This window comes from Nonomuraea sp. NPDC049625, from assembly GCF_040675285.1.
GTDB lineage: Bacteria > Actinomycetota > Actinomycetes > Streptosporangiales > Streptosporangiaceae > Nonomuraea > Nonomuraea angiospora_A.
Genome location: NZ_JBFAOQ010000016.1, coordinates 339,727 through 359,529, shown reverse-complemented (window position 1 = coordinate 359,529; position 19,803 = coordinate 339,727). Strand labels below are relative to the sequence as shown.

Below are 19,803 nucleotides of genomic sequence, written 5' to 3'. Positions count from 1 at the left end.
ATTCGGTGTTCATTCCGTGCAGGACGGCCTTGTCGGCGTGCACAATTCCCTCAGCTCCGCTTCCAGTGCGGACGTCCAGCCCGTCCTTGAGGAAGGCGATCTTTCCGTCGTCGGCGCTTCTCCCCTGCACCCATTCGGTGTTCATTCCGTGCAGGACGGCCTTGTCGGCGTGCACAATTCCCTCAGCTCCGCTTCCAGTGCGGACGTCCAGCCCGTCCTTGAGGAAGGTGATGCGCCCCTTGGTCGCGTTCGCCGCCCCCTGGACCCAGGGTGTGTCGATGCCGGTAGTGGCGGTGAGTGTTTCCAGGACGGGATGACGCACCTGAACGGTCGTGGTGAGGAAGTGTTCCTGCTTGGGCGTGGTGCCGGAGGTGGCGACGAGGGTGTAGGTGGTGGCCCGCTTCGGCGGGTCGGCCAGGGTCCAGGTACGCGTGCCCACGGAGAAGGGCATCTCTCCGCCGGGGAACAGGATCTTGTAGGTGAAGTCGTCGGAGCCCTCCCAACTCAGCGTGAGGGAGTCTCCGACGTCCAGCATGGCCTTGTTGGGGCGGAAGTCGCGCGGCGCCGGAATCTCCTTCGGAGTGGCCTTCACCAGCGGTACTGCCGCGAAGCTGACTTCATACCCCCGCCGCGTTGGCCTGGTCTCCTTCACTATCAGCACGGCCAGCCCGGCGACCTTGGCGACAACGATGTCCTCCAGCGCCAGCACCATGTAGTCGCCGGGGGAGAAGCTGTCGGCACCCCCCGGAGGGGTGGCCTGGAAGACGTTGGTGTTCTGCAATCGCTGGAATGTCACCGACTGGGTAGCCGGCGAGGTGAGCAACTGGGCGTTCACATGGGTGTGGGTGTACGTGCCCCTGGGCGTGATCGCGTCGATATTCGGGGTGAGGTCTCCGGGCACCGTTACCTCGATCGTGGACCATTTCACATTCTTGTGGGTGTTGGTCACGACCAGATACACCTTTCCCTTGGATGGGGACCGGTCGGCCTGTGACGCCTCCAGATGCGCCGGGTCGGTGAGGAGGGTGTAGGTCAGCATGGTCACGGTCATGACTCCTTTTCTGGGAGGACGGCGCAGTCCGATGACCTGTCCACGGCGAGAGGACGGTGCAAGGCAGGACCGGCGACACGGGTGACGCATCCGAAAGCGCCGCTTGCAGCGCACTGCGGAAGATCACCCCTAGATCCAAACGCCAGCATTGGACCGCGACAAGAGCACTCAAGGACGCCATAAGGGGGCGCTTCGGCAACATCTTCAGCGTCTTGACATGAATCCGGACAATGCGTTATTGCGCCGCTACGAGCAGTAAGCGCGCCTCGTCACACTGTGGCCTGTCCGGGGGGAAACCTGCTGCAACACCTGGAAGCCCCCAGGTGTTACAGCCGGTCTTCCGCGCGAAGCGCGCTCAGAAGGCGTGCGGAGCACCATTCGATTTCTCGATTTGCGATCGATGTAGTCACCGGCACCAGAGACAGCAGGGACACTGACTGCTGCAGCCGATGGCTATCTTGGGTTGTTGACCTCTTCCACGCGGAGCCTCTAAGCCGCCAGAGCACAGGCCAACGCTCAGACCGACGCTCACCCAGTACGCCATGATTCCGGTGCGTCTGTCGGGCTGGCTGAGGATGGCGGCGGTGCCGACCTGCCCGACGCAGTACGCGTAACGCATCACGACGTCGCCGCTACCAACTCTCCCATGGCACACCCGCTCCGTCTGCCTCCGGCTCAGAACGGGTGAGTTCCGTCGGAGCTTCAGGTGCGGGCGCCGCTCCGACGCAAGATAGTGCTGCCCATGGGCCGGAGCTGGGACACCAAGATCAAGGATTGAATTTTGTCGGAGTACTGCGTCCGGTCGCGTCGACCCGAGCGGCGAGCTTACAGCGTGGTCATACGGGCCGGTCATTGACCGTTGCGCAAGCTGTCCGGGGGCAAACAGCGCTGTGTGGAAGCGCTCAAAGCACAGAGGGCTCAGCGGGAGGCGGACAAGGAAGTGGCGGGCAAGCGGTGGGTGGAACACGGGCTCGTGTTCGCCTCGACCGTGGGCACACCTCTCGACTCCCACAACGTACGGCGCGCCTTCCGCGCGGTCATCGCCAAGACCGACCTCGACCCCGACAAGTGGACGCCCCGAGAGCTACGGCACAGCTTCGTGTCCCTGCTCTCAGACCAAGGCATCCCCTTGGAGGAGATCTCCCGGCTGGCCGACCACAGTAGTACGGCGGTGACCGAGCTGGTCTGCCCCGTACTCCAGGAGGGCGCGGTGGCCATGGATCGGATCTTCAAGACATGAGATCGGGAGGCTTAGTCACTCACTTGGACACCCAGAAGCCCCCCGCGATCACGCGGGGGGCTTCTGACGTGGAGCCGCCTTGGGGATTCGAACCCCAGACCCCTTCATTACGAGTGAAGTGCTCTGGCCGACTGAGCTAAGGCGGCGTGCTCTGCGACTTGCAAGAGTCTACAGGAGCCGGAGGGGTCCTCGCTCCCCTCGATCACGCCTCGGCCGGATCCCCGTACGTCGAGTCGTACGCCTTGCGCGGCGCGCACACACTGGCCTTCGAGCAGGCGCAGCGCCGCCCCCCGTCGTTGAGGCGCACCACCACGGAGTCCGACGGGACGTTGTGGCCGACCACGACACCAGGCCCCTGTGGGGTCTCCACGTTCGCCCCCGCCCGCGGGGCAGAGGCGCGGAACTCCTGGTAGAGCGGGTGTTCGTACTTCAGGCAGCACATGAGCCGGCCGCACGCCCCAGCGATCCGCAGTGGATTGACCGGAAGGTCCTGGTCCTTGGCCATGCGTACCGAGACCGGCTCGAAGTCCTTCAGGAACGTGGCACAACACAGGTCACGGCCGCAGGGCCCGATGCCGCCCTGCAGCCGCGCCTCGTCCCTCGGCCCGATCTGCCGCAGCTCGACCCTGGCCCGCAGGTTGCGGGCCAGGTCGCGGACCAGGGCGCGGAAGTCGACCCGGTGCGGCGCCGAGAAGTAGACCGTGTAGACGTTGTCCTCGTCGAGGTAGTCGATCCCGACCACCTTCATCGGCAGCGTGTGCCGCTTGATCAGCCGTTTCGACACGCTGCGGGCCTCGGCCCTGCGGCGCTTGTTGGTCTCGTCGCGAGCCAGGTGCTCCTCGCCGGCCAGGCCCGCGCACAGGGGCAGGCCGTCGACGTCCTCGCTCGTGTACTGAGGCGCCCAGACGCACTCCGCCACCTCGGGGCCCGAGTCGGTCGGCACGAGCACCTTGTCGCCCACCTTCGGGCTGTGCTCGCCGGGATCGAGGTAGTAGAGCCTCCCGTAACGGGTGAAGCTCACGGCCATGATCATTCCCATGGGCTCGAGCTCGCCTCCTGACGCCTAGGGGTCGTACGGCCTTCCCTGCCACATTACGTGTGCCGCGCCCGGAGGGTGAGGGGGGAGCCGGATCACTTGTCCGTCGGGCACACCTTGCTCTCGGGCAGAGTCAACCCGTAGTAGTACTTCAGCCGAGTGCCGTCATTCATGCATCGGTGCAGAACCTGGCTCACCCCTGGTTCCCGCCTCAACCTGTTGGCGGCCTTGCTCCAGTCGGCGTCAGGCATCAGCAAGATCCTGAACGATTGGGGCATGTCACTGACTTTCGTGGCGTCGACCAGCGCCTTGTTGACTTTGTACATGCGGCGGAAGTTCTCGTAAGCCGCCGCCTGATCCTCGAAGAACACCTCTTTGGCGCCGGGCATCGAGATGATCAGCTTCCGGATGGCCTCCCTCTGCGCGGGCGTGACTCCTTTCCCCTCCCTCGTGATGATGGGGCTGACTGTACGGTCGGACTTATGCTCGGCGCCGCAGGACGGCATGCTCGACGAGGGGGTGCAGAGGAAGACCGTCACATCCCATTTGTCCGCCGGAGTGGACTCGTAGGGCGTCACTTCCTGAACGGTCAAGATCCCGGGCACCCCACGCAGCGCCTCCTGCACACGGCGCGGATCAGTGCCCTTCGTGAGGGTCAGCCCGAACGAAGCGGGGAGGTCATCGACGCCGACGGCGGCCAGCAGGGCCTTGTTGCGCTCGAAATCGCGCCGGAAGTTCTCGTACGCCGCGGTCTGATGCGTGTAGCTCACCTCTGTAACCCCCGGTGCCTTCCGCACCGCCGCCGCGATCTTCTGCGTCTCCTCCTCGCTGACAGCGCCCTTGCACGCCGTCTGCTCCCGGTCCGACGACTTCGCGCACAGGAAGACGTTCATCTTCTGCCCGTCGCCCGCCGGATCGGCCGCCACCGCGCGGTCCTCGTCACCCGGACCGCTCAGCAGCCCGACAGTGGTCGCCGCCCCCGCGAGCACCACGGTCGCGGCCACCGCCACCAGCCGGAAATCCACCCTGAATCGCCGCCGCTCCGACGCCCTCAGCGGCCTGAGCGTGGCGGCGTCCACCGTCGCCCCAGCCTCGGCGAGGGCCTCCCGCAGCCTGTCTTCCATGGCGCTGTTCATGAATCCTCCCCAAGTGCCCGGCCGAGGGCGGCCAGCCCCCGCGCGATGGTGGACCTGACCGTGCTGGCGCCGATCCCCATGGTGTCGGCGATCTCCTGGTCGGACAGGTCGAGGTAGTAGCGAAGAGTGAGCGCCTCCCGCTGCCTGCGCGGCAGCTCACGCAGGGCGAGCAGCACCCCGCGCCGCTCCTCGCCCATGAGCGCGGCGCTCTCCGCCGACCAGACGGGCGGTTCGTACGACACCGCCCGCCGGAACACGGTCGCCCGCCTGCGCAGCACCGACCGGCACCCGTTGAGCACCGCGGAGCGGACATAGGCCAGCGCCTTGTCGGCGTCACGCAACCTGCCGCGCCCGGCATGGGTGCGCGCGAACGCCTCCTGTACGACGTCTTCCGCGGTCGCCTGATCACCGACCATGATCAGGGCAAGCCGCACGAGGCCCACGTGGTGCTCGGCGAAGATCGACGCCACGTCTATTCGCTGCCGCGCCCGAGCCTCTTGTTGGGTGAGTAGTTCGACTTCCACGTATCAGAGACGCCCGTCAGCCCCATCTGCTGCTCGCGTCACCCGACGGGTTCACTGACGCGGCGCGCAGACCTTGCTGTCGGGCAGGTCATCACGCCCGTACTCCGCGACAAGCTTGATCTGGGCGTCCATACACCTCTGGTTCCGCACCTGACTCACCCCTGACAGCCGCGCCAGCCTGCGGCTGACCGCGTTCCAGTCGGCCTCGGGCCGCATCGTCAGCCGGTACGACTCAGGAATGTCCGACATCCGGGTGGCACTTACGAGCGATTCGTTGTCGGCGTAGCTCTCGACAAAGTTCCGGTACGCCGTCGCCTGATCCTCGAAGACATACTTCTCAACCCCAGGTGTCCGCTCGATCTCCGCGACGACGGCCTTCTTTTCCTTGAGAGTCGCGATCTTCCCGTTCGCCTTGCCACGACTGGACAGGCAGGCCGGCGTGGCCGAGTCCTTCACGCACAGGTAGACACTGATGTCCCATTCCGACGCCATAGGCTGCGTATCGCCATAGAGCACGGCCTGGTCGATGACGTCGCCCACCCCGGGCCGCCGATACACCGCGTGCCGCACCCGATCCGGGTCGGCCCCCTTCTTCACCTGGAGGCGGAACGACTCCGGCAGGTCCTTCGCCCGTACGGCCTTCAGCAGCGTCCTGTTGCCGGCGAAGTCCCGCCGGAAGCTCTCGTACGCGCTCGCCCGATCGACGAACCGGACCCCGCTCAGCTCCGGCCTGGACTCCAGGAACGTCCTGAGCGCCCGCTTCTGCCTCGCCGTGGCACCGCGCCTGTGGCACCCGTACGTGGTCGGAGTGCACAGGAAGACGGCGATCTCCCACTCGTCGCTCGTGCTGACCTCCGGGGCGGTCACCGGGTCCGCCGCGGCCGGCGTGCCCACGAGGACCGACATCCCGGCCAGCAGCACGGCGAACAACGATCGTAAGCCCGAGGGTGCCTCGTCAGCCACTGCCGCTCCTCATCCCCGCCCAACGCCCCATGATCACGAGTCAGGAACGCAGCGACAGCATCATCGCCTCTACGGCCATCTGCGGGTTGACGTTCGCCGCCAGCCGCTCCCTGCACTGCATGATCGCATCGATCCGGCGCAGCGTCTCCTCCGGCGTGGCCACCTTGGCCAGCTGGTCGAGGTCGAAGCGGAGATCGTCGTTGGCCAGCTCGACCCCGGCCCCGAACTGCATGGCCAGCACGTCCCGGTAGAACGACACCAGCTCCAGCAGCGCCGCGTCCAGCGAGTCGCGCTTGATCCGCGTGGCCCGCGACTTCTGCCGGTCCTCCAGCTCCTTCAGGGCCCCGGCCCCGCCGCGTACGAGCCCTCGGTTGAGCCCCTTGCCCGTGGATCCCTCGCCGTAGAGCTTGCGCAGCTCGGCGGTCTCGTTCTCGTTGAGCGCGGCCGTGGCCGCGGCGGCCTCCTCCTCCGCCGTCTTGACCAGCCGCTCGGCGGCCGAAATGCACTCCCCCACCCCGGTCAGCGAGCGCGGGATGCCCAGAACGGCCTCACGACGCCGCCTGACGCCCTCGTCGAGCGCCAGCGCCCGCGCCCTGCCGATGTGCCCCTGGGCGGCCTTGGCGGCGAACCTGGCCACGTCCGGCGGCACGCTGTCGCGCGTGGCCAGCACATGGGCGACGGCCTCCGTGGCCGGGGTGGTCAGGTTGACCACCCGGCAGCGCGACCTGATGGTGATCATGAGGTCGTCGGGAGCGGGCGCGCACAGCAGCCAGACCGTACGTGGCGGGGGCTCCTCGATGGCCTTGAGCAGGGCGTTGGCGGCGGACTCCGTGGCCCGGTCGGCGTCCTCGAACAGGATGACCCGCCACCGCCCCTGCGTCGGCGCCCCGGCCGCCCGCAGGATGAGCTCGCGGGTCTGCTTGACGCTGTAGGACAGGCCCTGGGGGCGTACGGACTCCAGGTCGGGGTGGGAGCCGATGAACACCTGGTGGCACTGGTCGCAGTGGCCGCACCCGCCGTCGGGGCAGAGCAGCGCGGCGGCGAAAGCGCGGGCGGCGTCCTCCCGGCCCGAGCCCGGCGGCCCGGTGAACAGCCACGCGTGTGTCATGCCCGCGCCGCGCCCGCCCCTGACGACCTCCCCGGCCGCCGCCGCGGCCCGCGACAGCACGGCCACCGCCTGGTCCTGCCCGACGAGGTCATCGAAAACTGCCACGACGTAAGGCTAACCGCCGACGGCAGTCCCCACGCCCGTACGCGACTCTCGCCGACGCGCCCGCCCGAAAGAAGACCCCGGAAGAACCCGGGCGATGTCCGCCATCTCCCGGGGCCCCGCCCACGCGAAACGGGCTAGTCGCGGATGGTCGGCATCGTCCAGTCGCCGCGGATGGCGGGCATCGTGCCCGTGGCGTCCTCGGACTCCTGCGGCACCGGGTCCGGCAGGATGTCGCGGATCCGGTCCTGGATCTGGCGGGTGATCACCTCGGGCTCCAGCGTGCCGTCCACCACCAGGTAACGCTCGGGCGCCGCCGCGGCCAGGGCCCGGAACTCCCTGCGTACCCGCTCGTGGAAGTCCAGCGGCTCCGACTCGATCCGGTCGGCGGCCCCGCCCAGCCGGGTCAGCCCCACCTGCGGCGGGGTGTCGATGAGCACCGTCAGGTGCGGCACCAGCCCGCCGGTGGCCCAAGCGTTGATCTTGGACACGTCCTTCGGGTCGAGCGCCCGCCCGGCCCCCTGGTAGGCCAGCGAGGAGTCCACGTAGCGGTCGGTGATCACGAGCGAGCCCCGGTAGAGCGCGGGACGGATCACCTTCTCCACGTGCTCGGCCCGGTCGGCGGCGTAGAGCAGGGCCTCGGAACGCGCCGACAGCCCGCGCTCGGCCGCGTCGAGCAGGATCGCCCGCAGCCGCATGCCGACCTTGGTCGAGCCCGGCTCGCGCGTCTGCACCACGTCGTAGCCCTGGTCACGCAGCCAGATGGCGATCAGCCGCGACTGGGTCGTCTTGCCCGACCCCTCGCCGCCCTCGAACGCCACGAAGAGCCCGGGCACCGCCTCGGCCGCCTCGGCCGGGAACCGCTCGCCGCGCACCGCCGCGATCAGGTCGCCGGCCAGCGAGACGCCCTTCCTGTCGTCCATGTGCCGCAGCGCGAGGACGCCCACGACCATGGCGAGCACCCCGCCGATGACCAGCACCAGGTTGGAGCCGTCGAACCGGTAGGCGATCGTGCCGAACCGCAGCCAGTGGACGTCGAAGATCGCCGCCAGCGGGTTGGCCACGGCGACCACCAGCAGCAGGGTCACCCGCGCCGTGGACTGCAGGAACGAGAACGTACGGCCCCGCAGCCCGTCCTCGACCTCGAGCCCGATCAGCGTGTAGCCGATGATCCACGCGATGCCCGCGCACGCCCCCAGCAGCACGGTCAGCATGACCACGATCACCAGGTTGTGCACCAGCGCGGTGGCCACCAGCACGAGCCCCGCCACGGTGATGGCCAGGCCGAACAGCCGCCGCCGCGACAGCTCGCGCAGCAGCCTGAGGCCGAAGAACATGCCCAGCGCCATGCCGACGAAGACCGCGCCGAACACGACGCCGTAGGCCGCGTCTCCGCCGCCGAGCGCCTGGACGTAGATCTTCGCGACGCCGACCACGGCCCCGCCCGCGGCGAAGGCCCCCAGCATGCCGATGATCAGCCCGCGCACCAGCCGGTTGCCGCCCACGAACCGCCAGCCCTCGACGATCTGCTTGAGCACGGAGGGCGTGGAGATGGCGCCGTCACGCTTGGGGATGTCGCGCAGCGTGAAGATCAGGACGGCCGAGACGAGGTAGGCGCAGGCGTTGACGACCAGCGCGAGCGACGTGGCGTCCTGGCCGGCCATGGACGGCACCATGCTCGTGATCATGCCGCCCACCACGGACAGCGCCGCGAACAGCAGGGCCGCGACCGGCGCGGTGCCGTACGTGACCAGCAGGTTGAGCCGGTTGGCCGACTCGAGCTGGTCCTTGCGCACCAGGTTGGGCACCGTGGCGTCCTTGGCGGGAACCCAGAACAGGTTGACGCACTCGACCAGGACGGTCGCGACGATCACCCACTGGTAGCTGCGGACGAACGGGATCGACAGCACCACGGCGAACCTGAGCAGGTCGGCCACGACCATCATCAGCCGCCGGTCGAACCGGTCGGCGAACACCCCCGCGAGCGGCCCGAGCAGCACGGCGGGCAGCATCTTGGCGATGAACACCCCGCCGACCGCCAGCGACTGCAGACGGTAGTCGTTCTGCGTGAGATTACCGGCCAGGGCGGTCAGCGCCAGGATGTTGAGCCAGTCGCCCAGGCTGCACACCGACATGGCCATCCAAAGCCGTCGAAACGGCGCATTGGCCAGCACGTGGGTCGGGCGGCTTCGACCAGGGGCAGTCATGATTTCAGCGTATCCAGGAAGTGGGCGGACAACAGACCAGCCGGATATTCCCGGCCGACTCGGGGCTGAGGGTATTACGTTCGCGGGCCAGCGTGCAGGGTGCAGACCTCGAATAGGCCCCCAAAAGCATCATCAATTCATAACTCCGGCCTCACGTCGGGCCTCTTCCACCAATGGCCCCCACTCCGCGCGGATCTCCTCGGGCAGCTCCAGCTCGCCCCACAGCTCCACGAGCAGCACCCCGTCCACGTGATCGAGCAGCTCCTGAGGCTCGCCCTCGCACAGCAGCACGGTGTACGCGGCCCGGCGCGCCTCCCGGTCGGCCAGATCGTAGACCCGCTCCCGCAGCCGCACGACGCCCAGCGCCGCCCCGACCGGCAGCCGCCGCAACCGGCTCGGCACGTGGAACGTCCGACCGTCGCCCGCGCGGGCCGCGAACTCGACCTTGGCCTCGAGCGCCAGCCGGAAGCCGGCCGCGTCGAGAATGCGCCCCGCGGTCTCCAATGTCGGTGACTTCCTGCCGTGCTCGTAGGCCGACAGCGTGGTCCTCGACGTGCCGCTCACGCTGGCCAGGACGCGCTGGTTCATGCTCGCCGCATGGCGGGCCTGCTTGAACAGCTGCCCGCCGCGCTCGGCCCAGAAGGCGGCGTGCGCCGCCTCCATAGGCGAGGAGACCATCCCCCACCTCCGATCAGTATCCGGTTGGATACTCTACGCCATCATGACCGCAGGTGACCAGTAGATCGCGGAAAGTCAGCGCAACTCCAGCAGAGTGATCTCGGGCGGCGCCCCGACGCGCACCGGCGGGCCCCAGAACCCGGCGCCCCTGGTGACGTACACCTGCACCCCGTCTACCGTGGCCAGGCCGGAGACCACGGGCTGCTGCAGGCCCACCACCAGGTTGAACGGCGCGATCTGCCCGCCGTGCGTGTGGCCGGACAGCTGCAGGTCGACGCCGTGGCGAGCGGCCTGGCCGACCTGGACCGGCTGGTGCGCCAGCAGCACCGTGGACCGGCCGGCGTCCCGGCCGCCCAGCGCCTTGTCGAAGTCGGGCCCGTCGCCCGCCGAGGCGCCGTTGAGATCGTTGACCCCGGCGAGGTCCAGCACGGCACCCTGGTGCCTGATCTCCACGCGCTCGTTCCGCAGCGAGCGTACGCCGAGCTGATCGAGCTCCTCGATCCACTCCAGGGGCCCGCTGGGAGCGAAGTATTCGTGGTTGCCGGTCACGAAATATGCCCCGTAACGGGACTCCAGGCTCTTCAGCGGCTGAGCCAGCGGCCCCAGCTGGGCCACTGACCCGTCCACCAGGTCGCCCACGATCGCCACCACGTCGGCCTCCAGGCCGTTGATCATGCGGACGATCCGCTCGGTGTGTCCCCTGCCCGTGAGCGGCCCCAGGTGGATGTCGCTCACCACGGCGAACCGCAGGCCGCCGAGCCGTGAGTCCAGCTTCGGCAGGGCCACCTTCACGCGTTCGATCACGGGGTCGCCCAGGGCGCTCGTCATGCCGTACCCGACCGTGCCGAGCGCTCCCACGCCCGCGATGGCGGCGGTGGTCCGCCCCAGGAAGAGCCTCCGGCTGATCGGGGCCACCACGGGAGCGGGCTCGGGGGGCGCCGGGGCGCCCGCCATGGCGGGCACGGGCACCGGCGCCGCCTCGAGCGTCACGGCCTTCCGCGAGGCCCTGCGCAGGACGAGCGCGGCCACCGCCCGCGGCACCTCCAGCACCACGAGGAAGACGATCAGGTAGAACATCAGCGCCAGCCAGACGTAGCCCGGCCAGGCCAGCCAGTGCCCGAAGTCCATCCGCGTGGCCGCGAACGTGGCCACGACGAGCACCGTCAGCCCCACCACGCCCCATGTCAGCGCCTTGCGCAGCCGCCCGGGGGCCGTGGTGGAACGGACCATCCGCTGCCACAGATAAAGGTGTGCCAGCAGGATCAGGCCCGCGAAGAACAAGACGATCACAGCGTCGATGCTACTTGCGGGGCCGCGTCCTGCGGCCCCGCCAACCTCGCGGCTCGCCTTACGACTTGGCCGCCGGCTTCTTCGCGGGAGCCTTCTTCGCCGGCGCCTTCCTCGTGGTCGTCTTCTTGGCCGCCGGCGCCCGCTCGCGCCGCTCGGCCAGCAGCTCGGCCGCCCGCTCGGTCGTGATGTCCTCGACCGTGTCGCCCTTGCGCAGCGACGCGTTCGTCTCGCCGTCGGTCACGTAAGGCCCGAACCGCCCCTCCTTCACCACAATGGGCTTCTTGGAGTGGGGGTCGGCGCCCAGCTCGCGCAGCGGCGCCGCCGCCGCGGCCCGCCGGCCGCGCTGCTTCGGCTGCGCGAACAGCTCCTTGGCCTGCTCGATCGTGACCGTCAGCAGGTCCTCTTCCGAGGCCAGCGAGCGCGAGTCGGTGCCCTTCTTCAGGTACGGGCCGAACTTGCCGTTGGAGGCCACGACCTCCTCGCCCTCCAGCTCGCCCACGAGCCTGGGGATCGACAGCAGCTTGAGCGCGTCCTCGAACGTGATCGTGTCCAGCGACATCGTCTTGAACAGCGACGACGTGCGCGGCTTGGGCGCGTCGGCCTTCTTCGTCCGCCTCTTGGGCGCCTCGTCCTCGGGCGGCTCGGGCAGGACCTCGGTCACGTACGGGCCGTAGCGGCCGTCCTTGGCCACGATCATGTTCCCGGACACCGGGTCGCGCCCGAGCTCCCGGTCGCCCGTCGGCCTGGAGAACAGCTCCTCGGCCTTCTCCGCCGTCAGCTCGTCGGGCGTCATGTCCTCGGGCACGTTGACCCGCGCGCCGTCCCTGTCGAGGTAGGGCCCGTAGCGCCCGACCCGCAGCACGATGTCCGTCCCCTTGACCGGGAACGAGCTGATCTCCTTGGCGTCGATGTCACCGAGGTCGGTGACCATCTCCTTCAGGCCCTCGTCGCCGTCGGAGCCGTAGTAGAAGCGCTGCAGCTCCGGCACCCGCTCGGCCCGGTCGTTGGCGATGTCGTCGAGGACCTTCTCCATCTCGGCCGTGAAGTCGTAGTCGACCAGGTTGCCGAAATGCTGCTCCAGCAGGTTGACCACGGCGAACGCCAGGAACGACGGCACCAGCGCCGTGCCCTTCTTGAACACGTAGCCGCGGTCGAGGATGGTCCCGATGATCGAGGCGTACGTCGAAGGCCGCCCGATCTCGCGGTCCTCCAGCTCCTTGACCAGCGACGCCTCGGTGTAACGCGCGGGCGGCTTGGTCGAGTGGCCCGCCACGTCGAGCCTGCTGACGCTGAGCGCGTCGCCCTCCGCCAGGTTCGGCAGCCGCTTCTCGGAGTCGTCGCGGTCGGTCGAGGGGTCGTCTGCCCCCTCCACGTACGCCTTGAGGAACCCGTAGAACGTGATCGTCCGCCCGGACGCGCTGAACTCGACGTCCTCGCCCGACGACGACCTGCCGCCCACCTTGACCGTGACCGACTCGCCGACCGCGTCCTTCATCTGCGAGGACACCGTGCGCTGCCAGATCAGCTCGTACAGCCGGAACATGTCGCCCGACAGCCCGGTCTCGCCCGGCGTGCGGAACTCCTCGCCCGACGGCCGGATCGCCTCGTGCGCCTCCTGCGCGCTCTTCACCTTGCTGCTGTAGACGCGCGGCTTGTCGGGCACGTACGCGGCCCCGTACAGCTTGATCGCCTGGGACCTGGCGGCCGCCACGGCGGTCTCCGACAGCGTGATGCTGTCGGTACGCATGTAGGTGATGAAGCCGTTCTCGTAGAGCCGCTGGGCCACCTGCATGGTGTACTTCGCGGAGAAGCCCAGCTTCCGGCTGGCCTCCTGCTGCAGCGTGGTCGTCCGGAACGGCGCGTACGGCTTGCGCGTGTACGGCTTGCGCTCCACGGACTTGACCGCGAACGACGCGCCCGTCAGCCGCCCGGCCAGCTCGCCCGCGGCCTCCTCGGACAGGTGGAGCACGTCGACGTTCTTGAGCCGCCCGGTGCTGGCGAAGTCGCGGCCCTGCGCCACCCGCTTGCCGTCGACCCCCGTGAGGGTCGCGGTGAAGTCACGCGGCCGCTCCTCGGACTTGTTCGTGTCGAAGAGCGCCTGCAGGTCCCAGTAGTGGGCGGGCGTGAACGCCATGCGCTCCCGCTCGCGCTCCACCACGAGCCTCGTCGCCACCGACTGCACGCGGCCGGCCGACAGGCGGGGCTTGACCTTCTTCCACAGGACCGGGCTGACCTCGTAGCCGTAGAGGCGGTCGAGGATGCGCCGGGTCTCCTGGGCGTCGACCAGGCGCAGGTTGAGGTCGCGCGGGTTGGCCACGGCGTCCTGGATGGCCTGCGGGGTGATCTCGTGGAACACCATGCGGTGGACCGGGACCTTGGGCTTGAGGACCTCTCGCAGGTGCCAGGCGATGGCCTCGCCCTCGCGGTCCTCGTCAGTGGCCAGATAGAGCTCGTCGGCGTCCTTCAACAGCTGCCGCAGCTTGTTGACCTGCGACCGCTTGTCCGGGTTGACGACGTACAGCGGCTCGAACTCGTGCTCGACATTGACCCCGAGGCGAGCCCATGGGGCTCCCTTGTACTTCTCGGGGATGTCGTCGGCCCTCTCCGGAAGGTCACGGATGTGGCCGATGCTCGATTCGACGATGTAGCCGCGCCCGAGGTACCCGGCGATCGTCTTCGCCTTCGCGGGCGACTCGACGATCACCAGGCGTGTTCCGCCGGCGCTGCCGTTCTTGGCTGGCACGCTGCTTCCTACCTCGCTGTTCGCTTTGCAAATCCCCCTGCCGGGAGTCGGTACAGACTGAAAGGTAACCCGACTCGCGGAAATTTCCTTCCCCCGGGCTACCCACTAGCTTCCGGGTCCACCCACAAGCACGCAGAATAAGGCCCATCGAGCGGCATGGCGCCCTGACTCACCCTGGAGACTAATCGTTGTGCTCGACTACTCCTACATGGATATCTTCATTCCACGCGATCTCACTCGTGAAGCAGCACGTCAGCTGCTGACCGAACACGCAGAGTACGGGCAGTGGGAGCTGGCCCGCGTACGCGTCTACCCCGACGGTAGCCGCCACGTACGGCTGCGTCGCAAGGTCATTCGGGTACGCAGCACGCTGTGAACCCCGGACATGGCTTTGCCCGCCCCGGGCCGCGCCCCCGGAACGGGCAAAGCGTCTAACGCTGACCGCTCACAGGCTGTGAGCGGTAGCCGTCGTTGTTACGTGCTGCCTGATTCCCTTACTTCCGGCCGATCCGGAACCGGCGAGCGGTCCCGAACAGCGTCGCCGAGGCGGCGAACATCGCGCCGATCATGAGGGCGAGCAGGGAGCTGGAGTTCATCCCCCCGAGGCCGGCGGGCTGCTCGGCGCTCATCAGGCCGCTGACCGGCAGACCGTGGGTGGCCGAGGTGACGGCGCCGCCGACCGGGGTGCCGGCCACGAGGCCGGTCGCCGGGTCGAGCACGGACACGGCGCCGCTCGAGGAGGCGGGGCGCCCGGCGCCGTCGACCTGGCCGGCCGCGTGCTTCTTCTTCGGCTGGGCCGGGCTCTGCGCCTGGCCGGGCAGGCCGGGCAGCTCGGGCAGGCTCGGCAGGCCGAACGTCTGGGCGGCGTCCTCGACCAGCGGCACCGAGGTCAGGCCGGTACCCGTGACCTCCTGCAGCTTGCCGGTCACGCCCAGTTGCTGGGGAACCCCGGCCAGGTCGTTGCCCTTCTGGGTGACGCCGGCGAGGTCCTGCACGCCGCCCAGGACCGGGACGGCGGGCAGCATGGGCAGCAGCCCGCCCTTGGAGCCCTTGCCGGCCGTCCGCTCGACGCCGCCGCGGACGAATCCGTGCCCGTACTCGGGCCTGCCGACGTTCGCGCCACCGAGGCACCCGGCCGCGGCGTCGCCGAGGACGGCGGCCGCGTTGCCGCAGACGTTGATGGGAGCGGCGATCGGCGCGATGATCTGATTGCCCGCGAGCACCCCGGCGCGGCCGGAGGTGTGGTTGCCGCCGCCACCGGTGCGGTCGACCTTGGCCCCGCCCTTGCAGTGGGCCCTGGAGGCGCCGAGCACGGCGGCCGCGTTGCCGCAGATGTTGATCGGGGCGGTGATCGGCGCGATGACCTGGTTGCCGCTCAGCACGCCGGCCCGGCCGGAGGTGCGGTTGCCACCGGCGCCGGTGCCGCCGTTCTTCACGCGGGCGCCGCCCTTGCAGCCGGCGAACGCGTGCCCGACCAGGGCCACCGCGTTCCCGCAGACGTTGATGGGCGCGCTGATCGGCGCCACCACCTGGTTGCCGCTGAGAACGCCCGCCTGGCCGGAGGTGACGTTGCCGCCCGCCCCGGACCCGCGGCGGGTGTTCTCGACCTTGGAGCCGCCCTCGCACCTGGCGGCGGCGTTGCCCACGGCGTTGCCGCAGACGTTGACGGGCACGCTGATCGGGGCGATCACCTGGTTGCCACTGCCGACCCCGAAGCGCCCGTCGGTGTCGTTGCCCGAGGAGCCCACGGGGCCGCGGGGGCCGTGGTAGCCGTTCCGGTGGCCGCCGCCGTTGGTGACGGTCGAGCCGCCCTTGCAGCCCGCGAACGCCCGGCCGACGACGGCGACGGCGTTGCCGCAGATGTTCACCGGCGCGGAGATCGGCGCGACGACCTGGTTGCCGCCCAGCACGCTGGCGTTGCCCGAGGTGCGGTTGCCGCCCGCGCCCACTCCGGTGTTGTGGACGCTGGAGCCGCCCTTGCAGCCCGCCGTCGCGCTGCCGAAGATCGCGACCGCGTTGCCGCAGACGTTGATCGGCGCGGAGATCGGCGCGGTGATCTGGTTGCCGCCCAGCACGCTGGCGTCGCCGGAGGTACGGTTACCGCCCGCGCCGCCCTTGCCCTGGTTGCGAACGGTGGCACCGCCCTTGCAGCCCGCGTCGGACCTGCCGACCAGCGAGACGGCGTTGCCACAGGCGTTGACCGGGGCGCTGATGGGCGCGTTCACCTGGTTGCCGCCGAGCACGCTCGCGTTGCCCGAGGTGCGGTTGCCCGGGATGCCGCCCTTGTTGACGACCTCGGCGCCGCCCTGCGAGGAGGCAGAGGAGCTGCCGACCGCGCCGACGGAGTTGCCGCTGATGTCGATGGGCAGGGAGATCGGCAGGTCGACCTGGTTGCCGCCGCCGACGGACGCGTCGCCCGAGGTGTCGGCCAGGGCGGTGCCGCCGCCGAACGACATGACGGCAACGGCGAGCAGAGCCGCGGGAGTAGATGCCTTTGCCCACGTACGCATGATGAATGCTCCTAGTGGTTCTTCTTGGGGGGATAACTTCTTGGGAATAACTTCTTGGGGGATTACGGAACGGTTCGCGGGCAGCCCAAGGCCGTGCGAGGTTTCGCGCACAGCGGAGACCTCGGGTTCGCGAACAGCTGAACTGACGTGTTTGTGCACCCGCCGGCGGAGAGGCGTCTCAGACCGCGCTCAACCGCGTCACTTCGGAAAGGGGCCGGTCAACGAAAGGACCGGCAGCTGCAAGGCGGGTCAGTCAGGCGAGAAGGAGGGGTCGTCCGCCGCTGTGCGGACGACGGGGGCAGGCACCCGCGCCAGGAGGGCGCGCAGCACCTGCAGCCGCGGGTCGAACACAGACCTCGCGACGTCCCCCGCAGCGGCCCCGAACGAGCCGCTGCCACCGCCGTTGGGCACCAAGCCATTGGTGTCCAGGATCTTTCCGGCGGTGGATGGCGATGGCAGGCCAGGATCCTGCTGGCTGTTGAGCCCGTCGACCGTACGCCCGGCCATGGCCTCGGCGTTGTCATCGGGGCTGGTGAGGGAGTGAGGCACCTGAGCGGACGCGGCTCCGTCCACGGTCTGCGCGGCCGTGGTCTTCGCTTGCGCGTCCGCCGTAGGAGTCGCCACTTCGGCCGCCGCCGGGGCGGCGGTGAGCATGCCGAAGATGACGGCGAACAGCCATCCGGCGGCTACCAGGGCGCCGACAGTGACTGCCCGCACGACGAGCCGCCGGGCACCGGCCGCGAACCGCGCCATCCGGTCAACCCGAACGGTGGTCACGTCATGCGCCGGGACGGTCACGGGCAGGCGATGCACACCGAGGGCCACAGCCCTCCGCCGCACCACCATGCGCGCCACGTGACCTCCCGCACTCCAGAACCGGCCTCATTTGTCGTGAGGCCGGTCCATGGACTCACCCCTCAACGGTCCGTAACCGTAGCAGCACTCAAGGTGGTCGCAAGAGCTTTTCAACGGAGACCCAGAAATTCGCCAACTCCCCATGGGCCAAACCGCCACCAACTGCCGCAACACCCTCTGCCGTACGTCAGCAAGGCCCCATCAGGAGCTCCCGCCCGCCCCATATCCCGGCCGGCGGAGACACCTCGGAGGGGCGAGCTGATTCTTGGTATGACGCACCCCTCAGAGTTTGCTAACCTTACTGAGCCGACGCGAGATGACGGTCTCACGTGCAGGCACCAAGTCCGGGTGGCGGAATAGGCAGACGCGCTAGCTTGAGGTGCTAGTGCCCAGTGATGGGCATGGGGGTTCAAGTCCCCCCTCGGACACTTCACATCGAAGCGGGAGAAGTGATGACTTCTCCCGCTTCGCATTTCAACGCCTGTGGAGCGTGTCCTCACCCCCCGGCGAGATCGACGCCATGGTCGAGTGTGTACGTACTTTCTCAGCGGCAGCCGAACCGACAACGCTCGTTCGTACTAGCCGGCCCCGGTCCGAATCGGCCGGCGCCGTCGGCAGCACAGCGGACTGCGGCCACGGCAACCGCCGCGAAGTCAGCCGTCCGAAGTCCCCTACTGGACTGTGGCCTTGAGGGTCACCTCGATGTTCCCCCTGGTGGCGTTGGAGTACGGGCACACCTGGTGTGTGGCCTTCACCAGCTCGTCGGCGGTGGGCTGCTCCAGGCCGGGCAGGTGTGCTGTCAGCGAAACGGCGAGGGCGAAACCGCCGGTCCCCGTCGGGAGCAGGCTCACCTCCGACCGCACGCTCGACTCGGGCAGCTCGACTCCCATCCCCTTCGCGATCAGGCGGAGTCCGTTGTGGAAGCAGGCGGCGTATCCGGCGGCGAAGAGCTGCTCCGGGTTGGTCCTGTCGCCGCCGGGGCCGCCCAGGTCCTTCGGGATCGCGAGGGCTTCGTCCAGGACGCCGTCGAGGGACCGTACGTGGCCGTTGCGGCCGTCACCGGTCGACAGGGCCTCGGTGGTGTACAGCGCAGACATGTTGTTTCCTTTCGCGGGTGCCAGGGATGACGGTGTGGTGCGGAAGGTCGGGCCGGTGCTTCTTCGGAACCGGCCCGGGGAGAGAGGCGGGCCCGAACGGTGGTGCGGGTCAGCGCACGTTGACCGGGCGCAGCGTGAAGCCGTCGTTCGGCTTGCCGGCCAGCAGGGCTGCCAGACCGCCGCTGAGCGCGTAGGTCGTGCCTCGGGGGCCGGCCGTGACGGCGCTGCTGACCGGGTCGGCGACGGTGTCGGTGACCGAGACGGTGGCGGACTTCCAGTGGCGGCCGGGGCGAACCCCTTGCACGACGGCGGCCTTCCCGCTGAGCAGTCCACTGCTGATCGCGGCGATCGACCCGTCCGGCAGGACCCGGATGCCCGCGGTGAGGGCCTTGAGGTTCTTGGAGAGCCTGACCTTGGCGGCCTGTTCGGGGTGGGCGACCGGTACCCGTACCAGGCTGCCGTCGGCCTTCGCGACGATGAGGAGGTTGCCGGGCATCCATGCGACGGCGCTCATGCCCACGTTGTCCAGGAAGTCCGGGATCTTCAGATCACCGGCCAGCAGGTCGTCGCGCAGGAGGATGGAGGCCCGTCCGGCGCGGTCGATGCGGAAGATCGTCGGGGAGAGCTCGTCGACGGCGTACGCCGTGCCGTCCGGAGCGATCGTCACGTCGGACACGAGATGCTGCTTGCCGTCGTCCGCGACCTTGTTCAGGTCGGCGTACCAGAGTCGGCGTCCGCTGTCGGCGTCGTAGCCGGCGACACCCGCGACCTTGAACTTGGTGGCGGGCGTGGAGCGGTCGGCCGTTCCGTAGTCCACGTTACCGGCCAGGATCCGGTTCCGCCTGGAGTCCACCCGTACGGCCTGCACGGACACCAGCTTCTTGTCGTCGACGAGAGTGCGCACGTTGCCCTTCTGGTCGACGGAGGAGATGGTGCTGTGCGCCAGCGAACCCGTCACGAACTTGCGGGAGTCCGGGTCGTAGTCCGCGGAGTGAGGGAAGACCCCCGGCCCCTTGGCGTCCACGGTGGGCGCCGCCGGACGGGATCGGTCGGAGATGGTGGCGGCGTACCGGTCGGGAGTGGCGAGGGCGCCGGTGGTGCCGGCCAGCACGATGCCGGGGACCGTCATGGCGGAGAGGGCCAAGGCGATCGCGGACTGCTTCAGCTTCATGGGGTGTTCTTCCTTCCGAAGACGCGGTCCGGCCCGGTGTGCCGGGCGGCGCGTGGATACCGTTGCCAAGTGGTGAGTCAGGTCGAGCAGTT

General features: G+C 69.1%; 16 protein-coding genes and 2 tRNA genes. 3 read left to right on the top strand and 15 right to left on the bottom strand.

All coding sequences use genetic code 11. The annotated features are described in order from the left end of the window. On the bottom strand, positions 1-1,051 hold a 1,051-nt coding region (locus AB0J87_RS49580), incomplete at its 3' end, for a hypothetical protein (protein ID WP_363979264.1). Between the two features lie 892 nt (positions 1,052-1,943). On the opposite strand from AB0J87_RS49580, the gene AB0J87_RS49575 reads away from it, so the two are divergent. Further along, on the top strand, positions 1,944-2,291 hold the full coding sequence (locus tag AB0J87_RS49575) for a tyrosine-type recombinase/integrase (protein WP_363979261.1): 348 nt from the start codon (positions 1,944-1,946) through the stop codon (positions 2,289-2,291). A gap of 69 nt (positions 2,292-2,360) precedes the next feature. Here AB0J87_RS49575 and AB0J87_RS49570 read toward each other — a convergent pair. From AB0J87_RS49570 to topA, 10 genes are all read right to left on the bottom strand, one after another. Then, positions 2,361-2,437 (bottom strand) — tRNA-Thr (locus tag AB0J87_RS49570). 56 nt (positions 2,438-2,493) lie between these two features. Continuing rightward, positions 2,494-3,324 carry a regulatory iron-sulfur-containing complex subunit RicT gene (ricT, locus tag AB0J87_RS49565; RefSeq protein ID WP_350724339.1) on the bottom strand — a complete coding sequence of 277 codons (831 nt, stop codon included), beginning with the start codon at positions 3,322-3,324 and terminating at the stop codon, positions 2,494-2,496. A gap of 98 nt (positions 3,325-3,422) precedes the next feature. After that, positions 3,423-4,463 carry a permease-like cell division protein FtsX gene (locus AB0J87_RS49560; protein ID WP_363979258.1) on the bottom strand — a complete coding sequence of 347 codons (1,041 nt, stop codon included), beginning with the start codon at positions 4,461-4,463 and terminating at the stop codon, positions 3,423-3,425. After that, entirely contained in the window at positions 4,460-4,933 is a 474-nt protein-coding gene (locus AB0J87_RS49555) for a SigE family RNA polymerase sigma factor (protein WP_363979256.1), read from the bottom strand. Before AB0J87_RS49555 ends, AB0J87_RS49560 begins: the two co-directional genes overlap by 4 nt. Before the next feature lie 105 nt (positions 4,934-5,038). Beyond that, complete coding sequence (locus AB0J87_RS49550) at positions 5,039-5,950, bottom strand: permease-like cell division protein FtsX (RefSeq protein ID WP_363979253.1); 912 nt, start codon at positions 5,948-5,950, stop codon at positions 5,039-5,041. Positions 5,951-5,990: 40 nt separating this feature from the next. Continuing rightward, positions 5,991-7,163, bottom strand: coding sequence for a DNA polymerase III subunit delta' (locus AB0J87_RS49545; RefSeq protein ID WP_363979250.1), 1,173 nt, complete (start codon positions 7,161-7,163; stop codon positions 5,991-5,993). A gap of 134 nt (positions 7,164-7,297) precedes the next feature. Continuing rightward, positions 7,298-9,367: a dTMP kinase gene (gene tmk / locus AB0J87_RS49540; protein WP_363979247.1), complete on the bottom strand. Its 2,070-nt coding sequence runs from the start codon at positions 9,365-9,367 to the stop codon at positions 7,298-7,300. A 132-nt stretch (positions 9,368-9,499) separates the two neighbouring features. Continuing rightward, positions 9,500-10,045, bottom strand: coding sequence for a helix-turn-helix domain-containing protein (locus tag AB0J87_RS49535; protein ID WP_363979244.1), 546 nt, complete (start codon positions 10,043-10,045; stop codon positions 9,500-9,502). 75 nt (positions 10,046-10,120) lie between these two features. Beyond that, on the bottom strand, positions 10,121-11,335 hold the full coding sequence (locus AB0J87_RS49530) for a metallophosphoesterase (protein WP_363979241.1): 1,215 nt from the start codon (positions 11,333-11,335) through the stop codon (positions 10,121-10,123). A 58-nt stretch (positions 11,336-11,393) separates the two neighbouring features. Beyond that, the gene (topA, locus tag AB0J87_RS49525; protein WP_363979238.1) at positions 11,394-14,078 is read right to left on the bottom strand and encodes a type I DNA topoisomerase; all 2,685 of its coding nucleotides are present in this window, start codon (positions 14,076-14,078) and stop codon (positions 11,394-11,396) included. A 190-nt stretch (positions 14,079-14,268) separates the two neighbouring features. Between topA and AB0J87_RS49520 the strand changes: the two genes are divergently transcribed. Then, positions 14,269-14,454, top strand: coding sequence for a DUF5703 family protein (locus tag AB0J87_RS49520; RefSeq protein WP_313043730.1), 186 nt, complete (start codon positions 14,269-14,271; stop codon positions 14,452-14,454). Between the two features lie 118 nt (positions 14,455-14,572). Here AB0J87_RS49520 and AB0J87_RS49515 read toward each other — a convergent pair whose 3' ends face one another. Both AB0J87_RS49515 and AB0J87_RS49510 read right to left on the bottom strand, forming a co-directional pair. Next, on the bottom strand, positions 14,573-16,588 hold the full coding sequence (locus tag AB0J87_RS49515; protein ID WP_363979234.1) for a chaplin: 2,016 nt from the start codon (positions 16,586-16,588) through the stop codon (positions 14,573-14,575). A 249-nt stretch (positions 16,589-16,837) separates the two neighbouring features. Further along, positions 16,838-17,434, bottom strand: a complete 597-nt coding sequence (locus tag AB0J87_RS49510; protein WP_350724341.1) for a hypothetical protein — start codon at positions 17,432-17,434, stop codon at positions 16,838-16,840. Between the two features lie 351 nt (positions 17,435-17,785). On the opposite strand from AB0J87_RS49510, the gene AB0J87_RS49505 reads away from it, so the two are divergent. Then, positions 17,786-17,871, top strand: a tRNA-Leu gene (locus AB0J87_RS49505). 243 nt (positions 17,872-18,114) lie between these two features. Here AB0J87_RS49505 and AB0J87_RS49500 read toward each other — a convergent pair. Both AB0J87_RS49500 and AB0J87_RS49495 read right to left on the bottom strand, forming a co-directional pair. Further along, positions 18,115-18,540, bottom strand: coding sequence for an organic hydroperoxide resistance protein (locus AB0J87_RS49500; RefSeq protein ID WP_363979232.1), 426 nt, complete (start codon positions 18,538-18,540; stop codon positions 18,115-18,117). 109 nt (positions 18,541-18,649) lie between these two features. Then, complete coding sequence (locus AB0J87_RS49495) at positions 18,650-19,711, bottom strand: hypothetical protein (RefSeq protein WP_363979229.1); 1,062 nt, start codon at positions 19,709-19,711, stop codon at positions 18,650-18,652. Positions 19,712-19,803 lie beyond the last annotated feature (92 nt).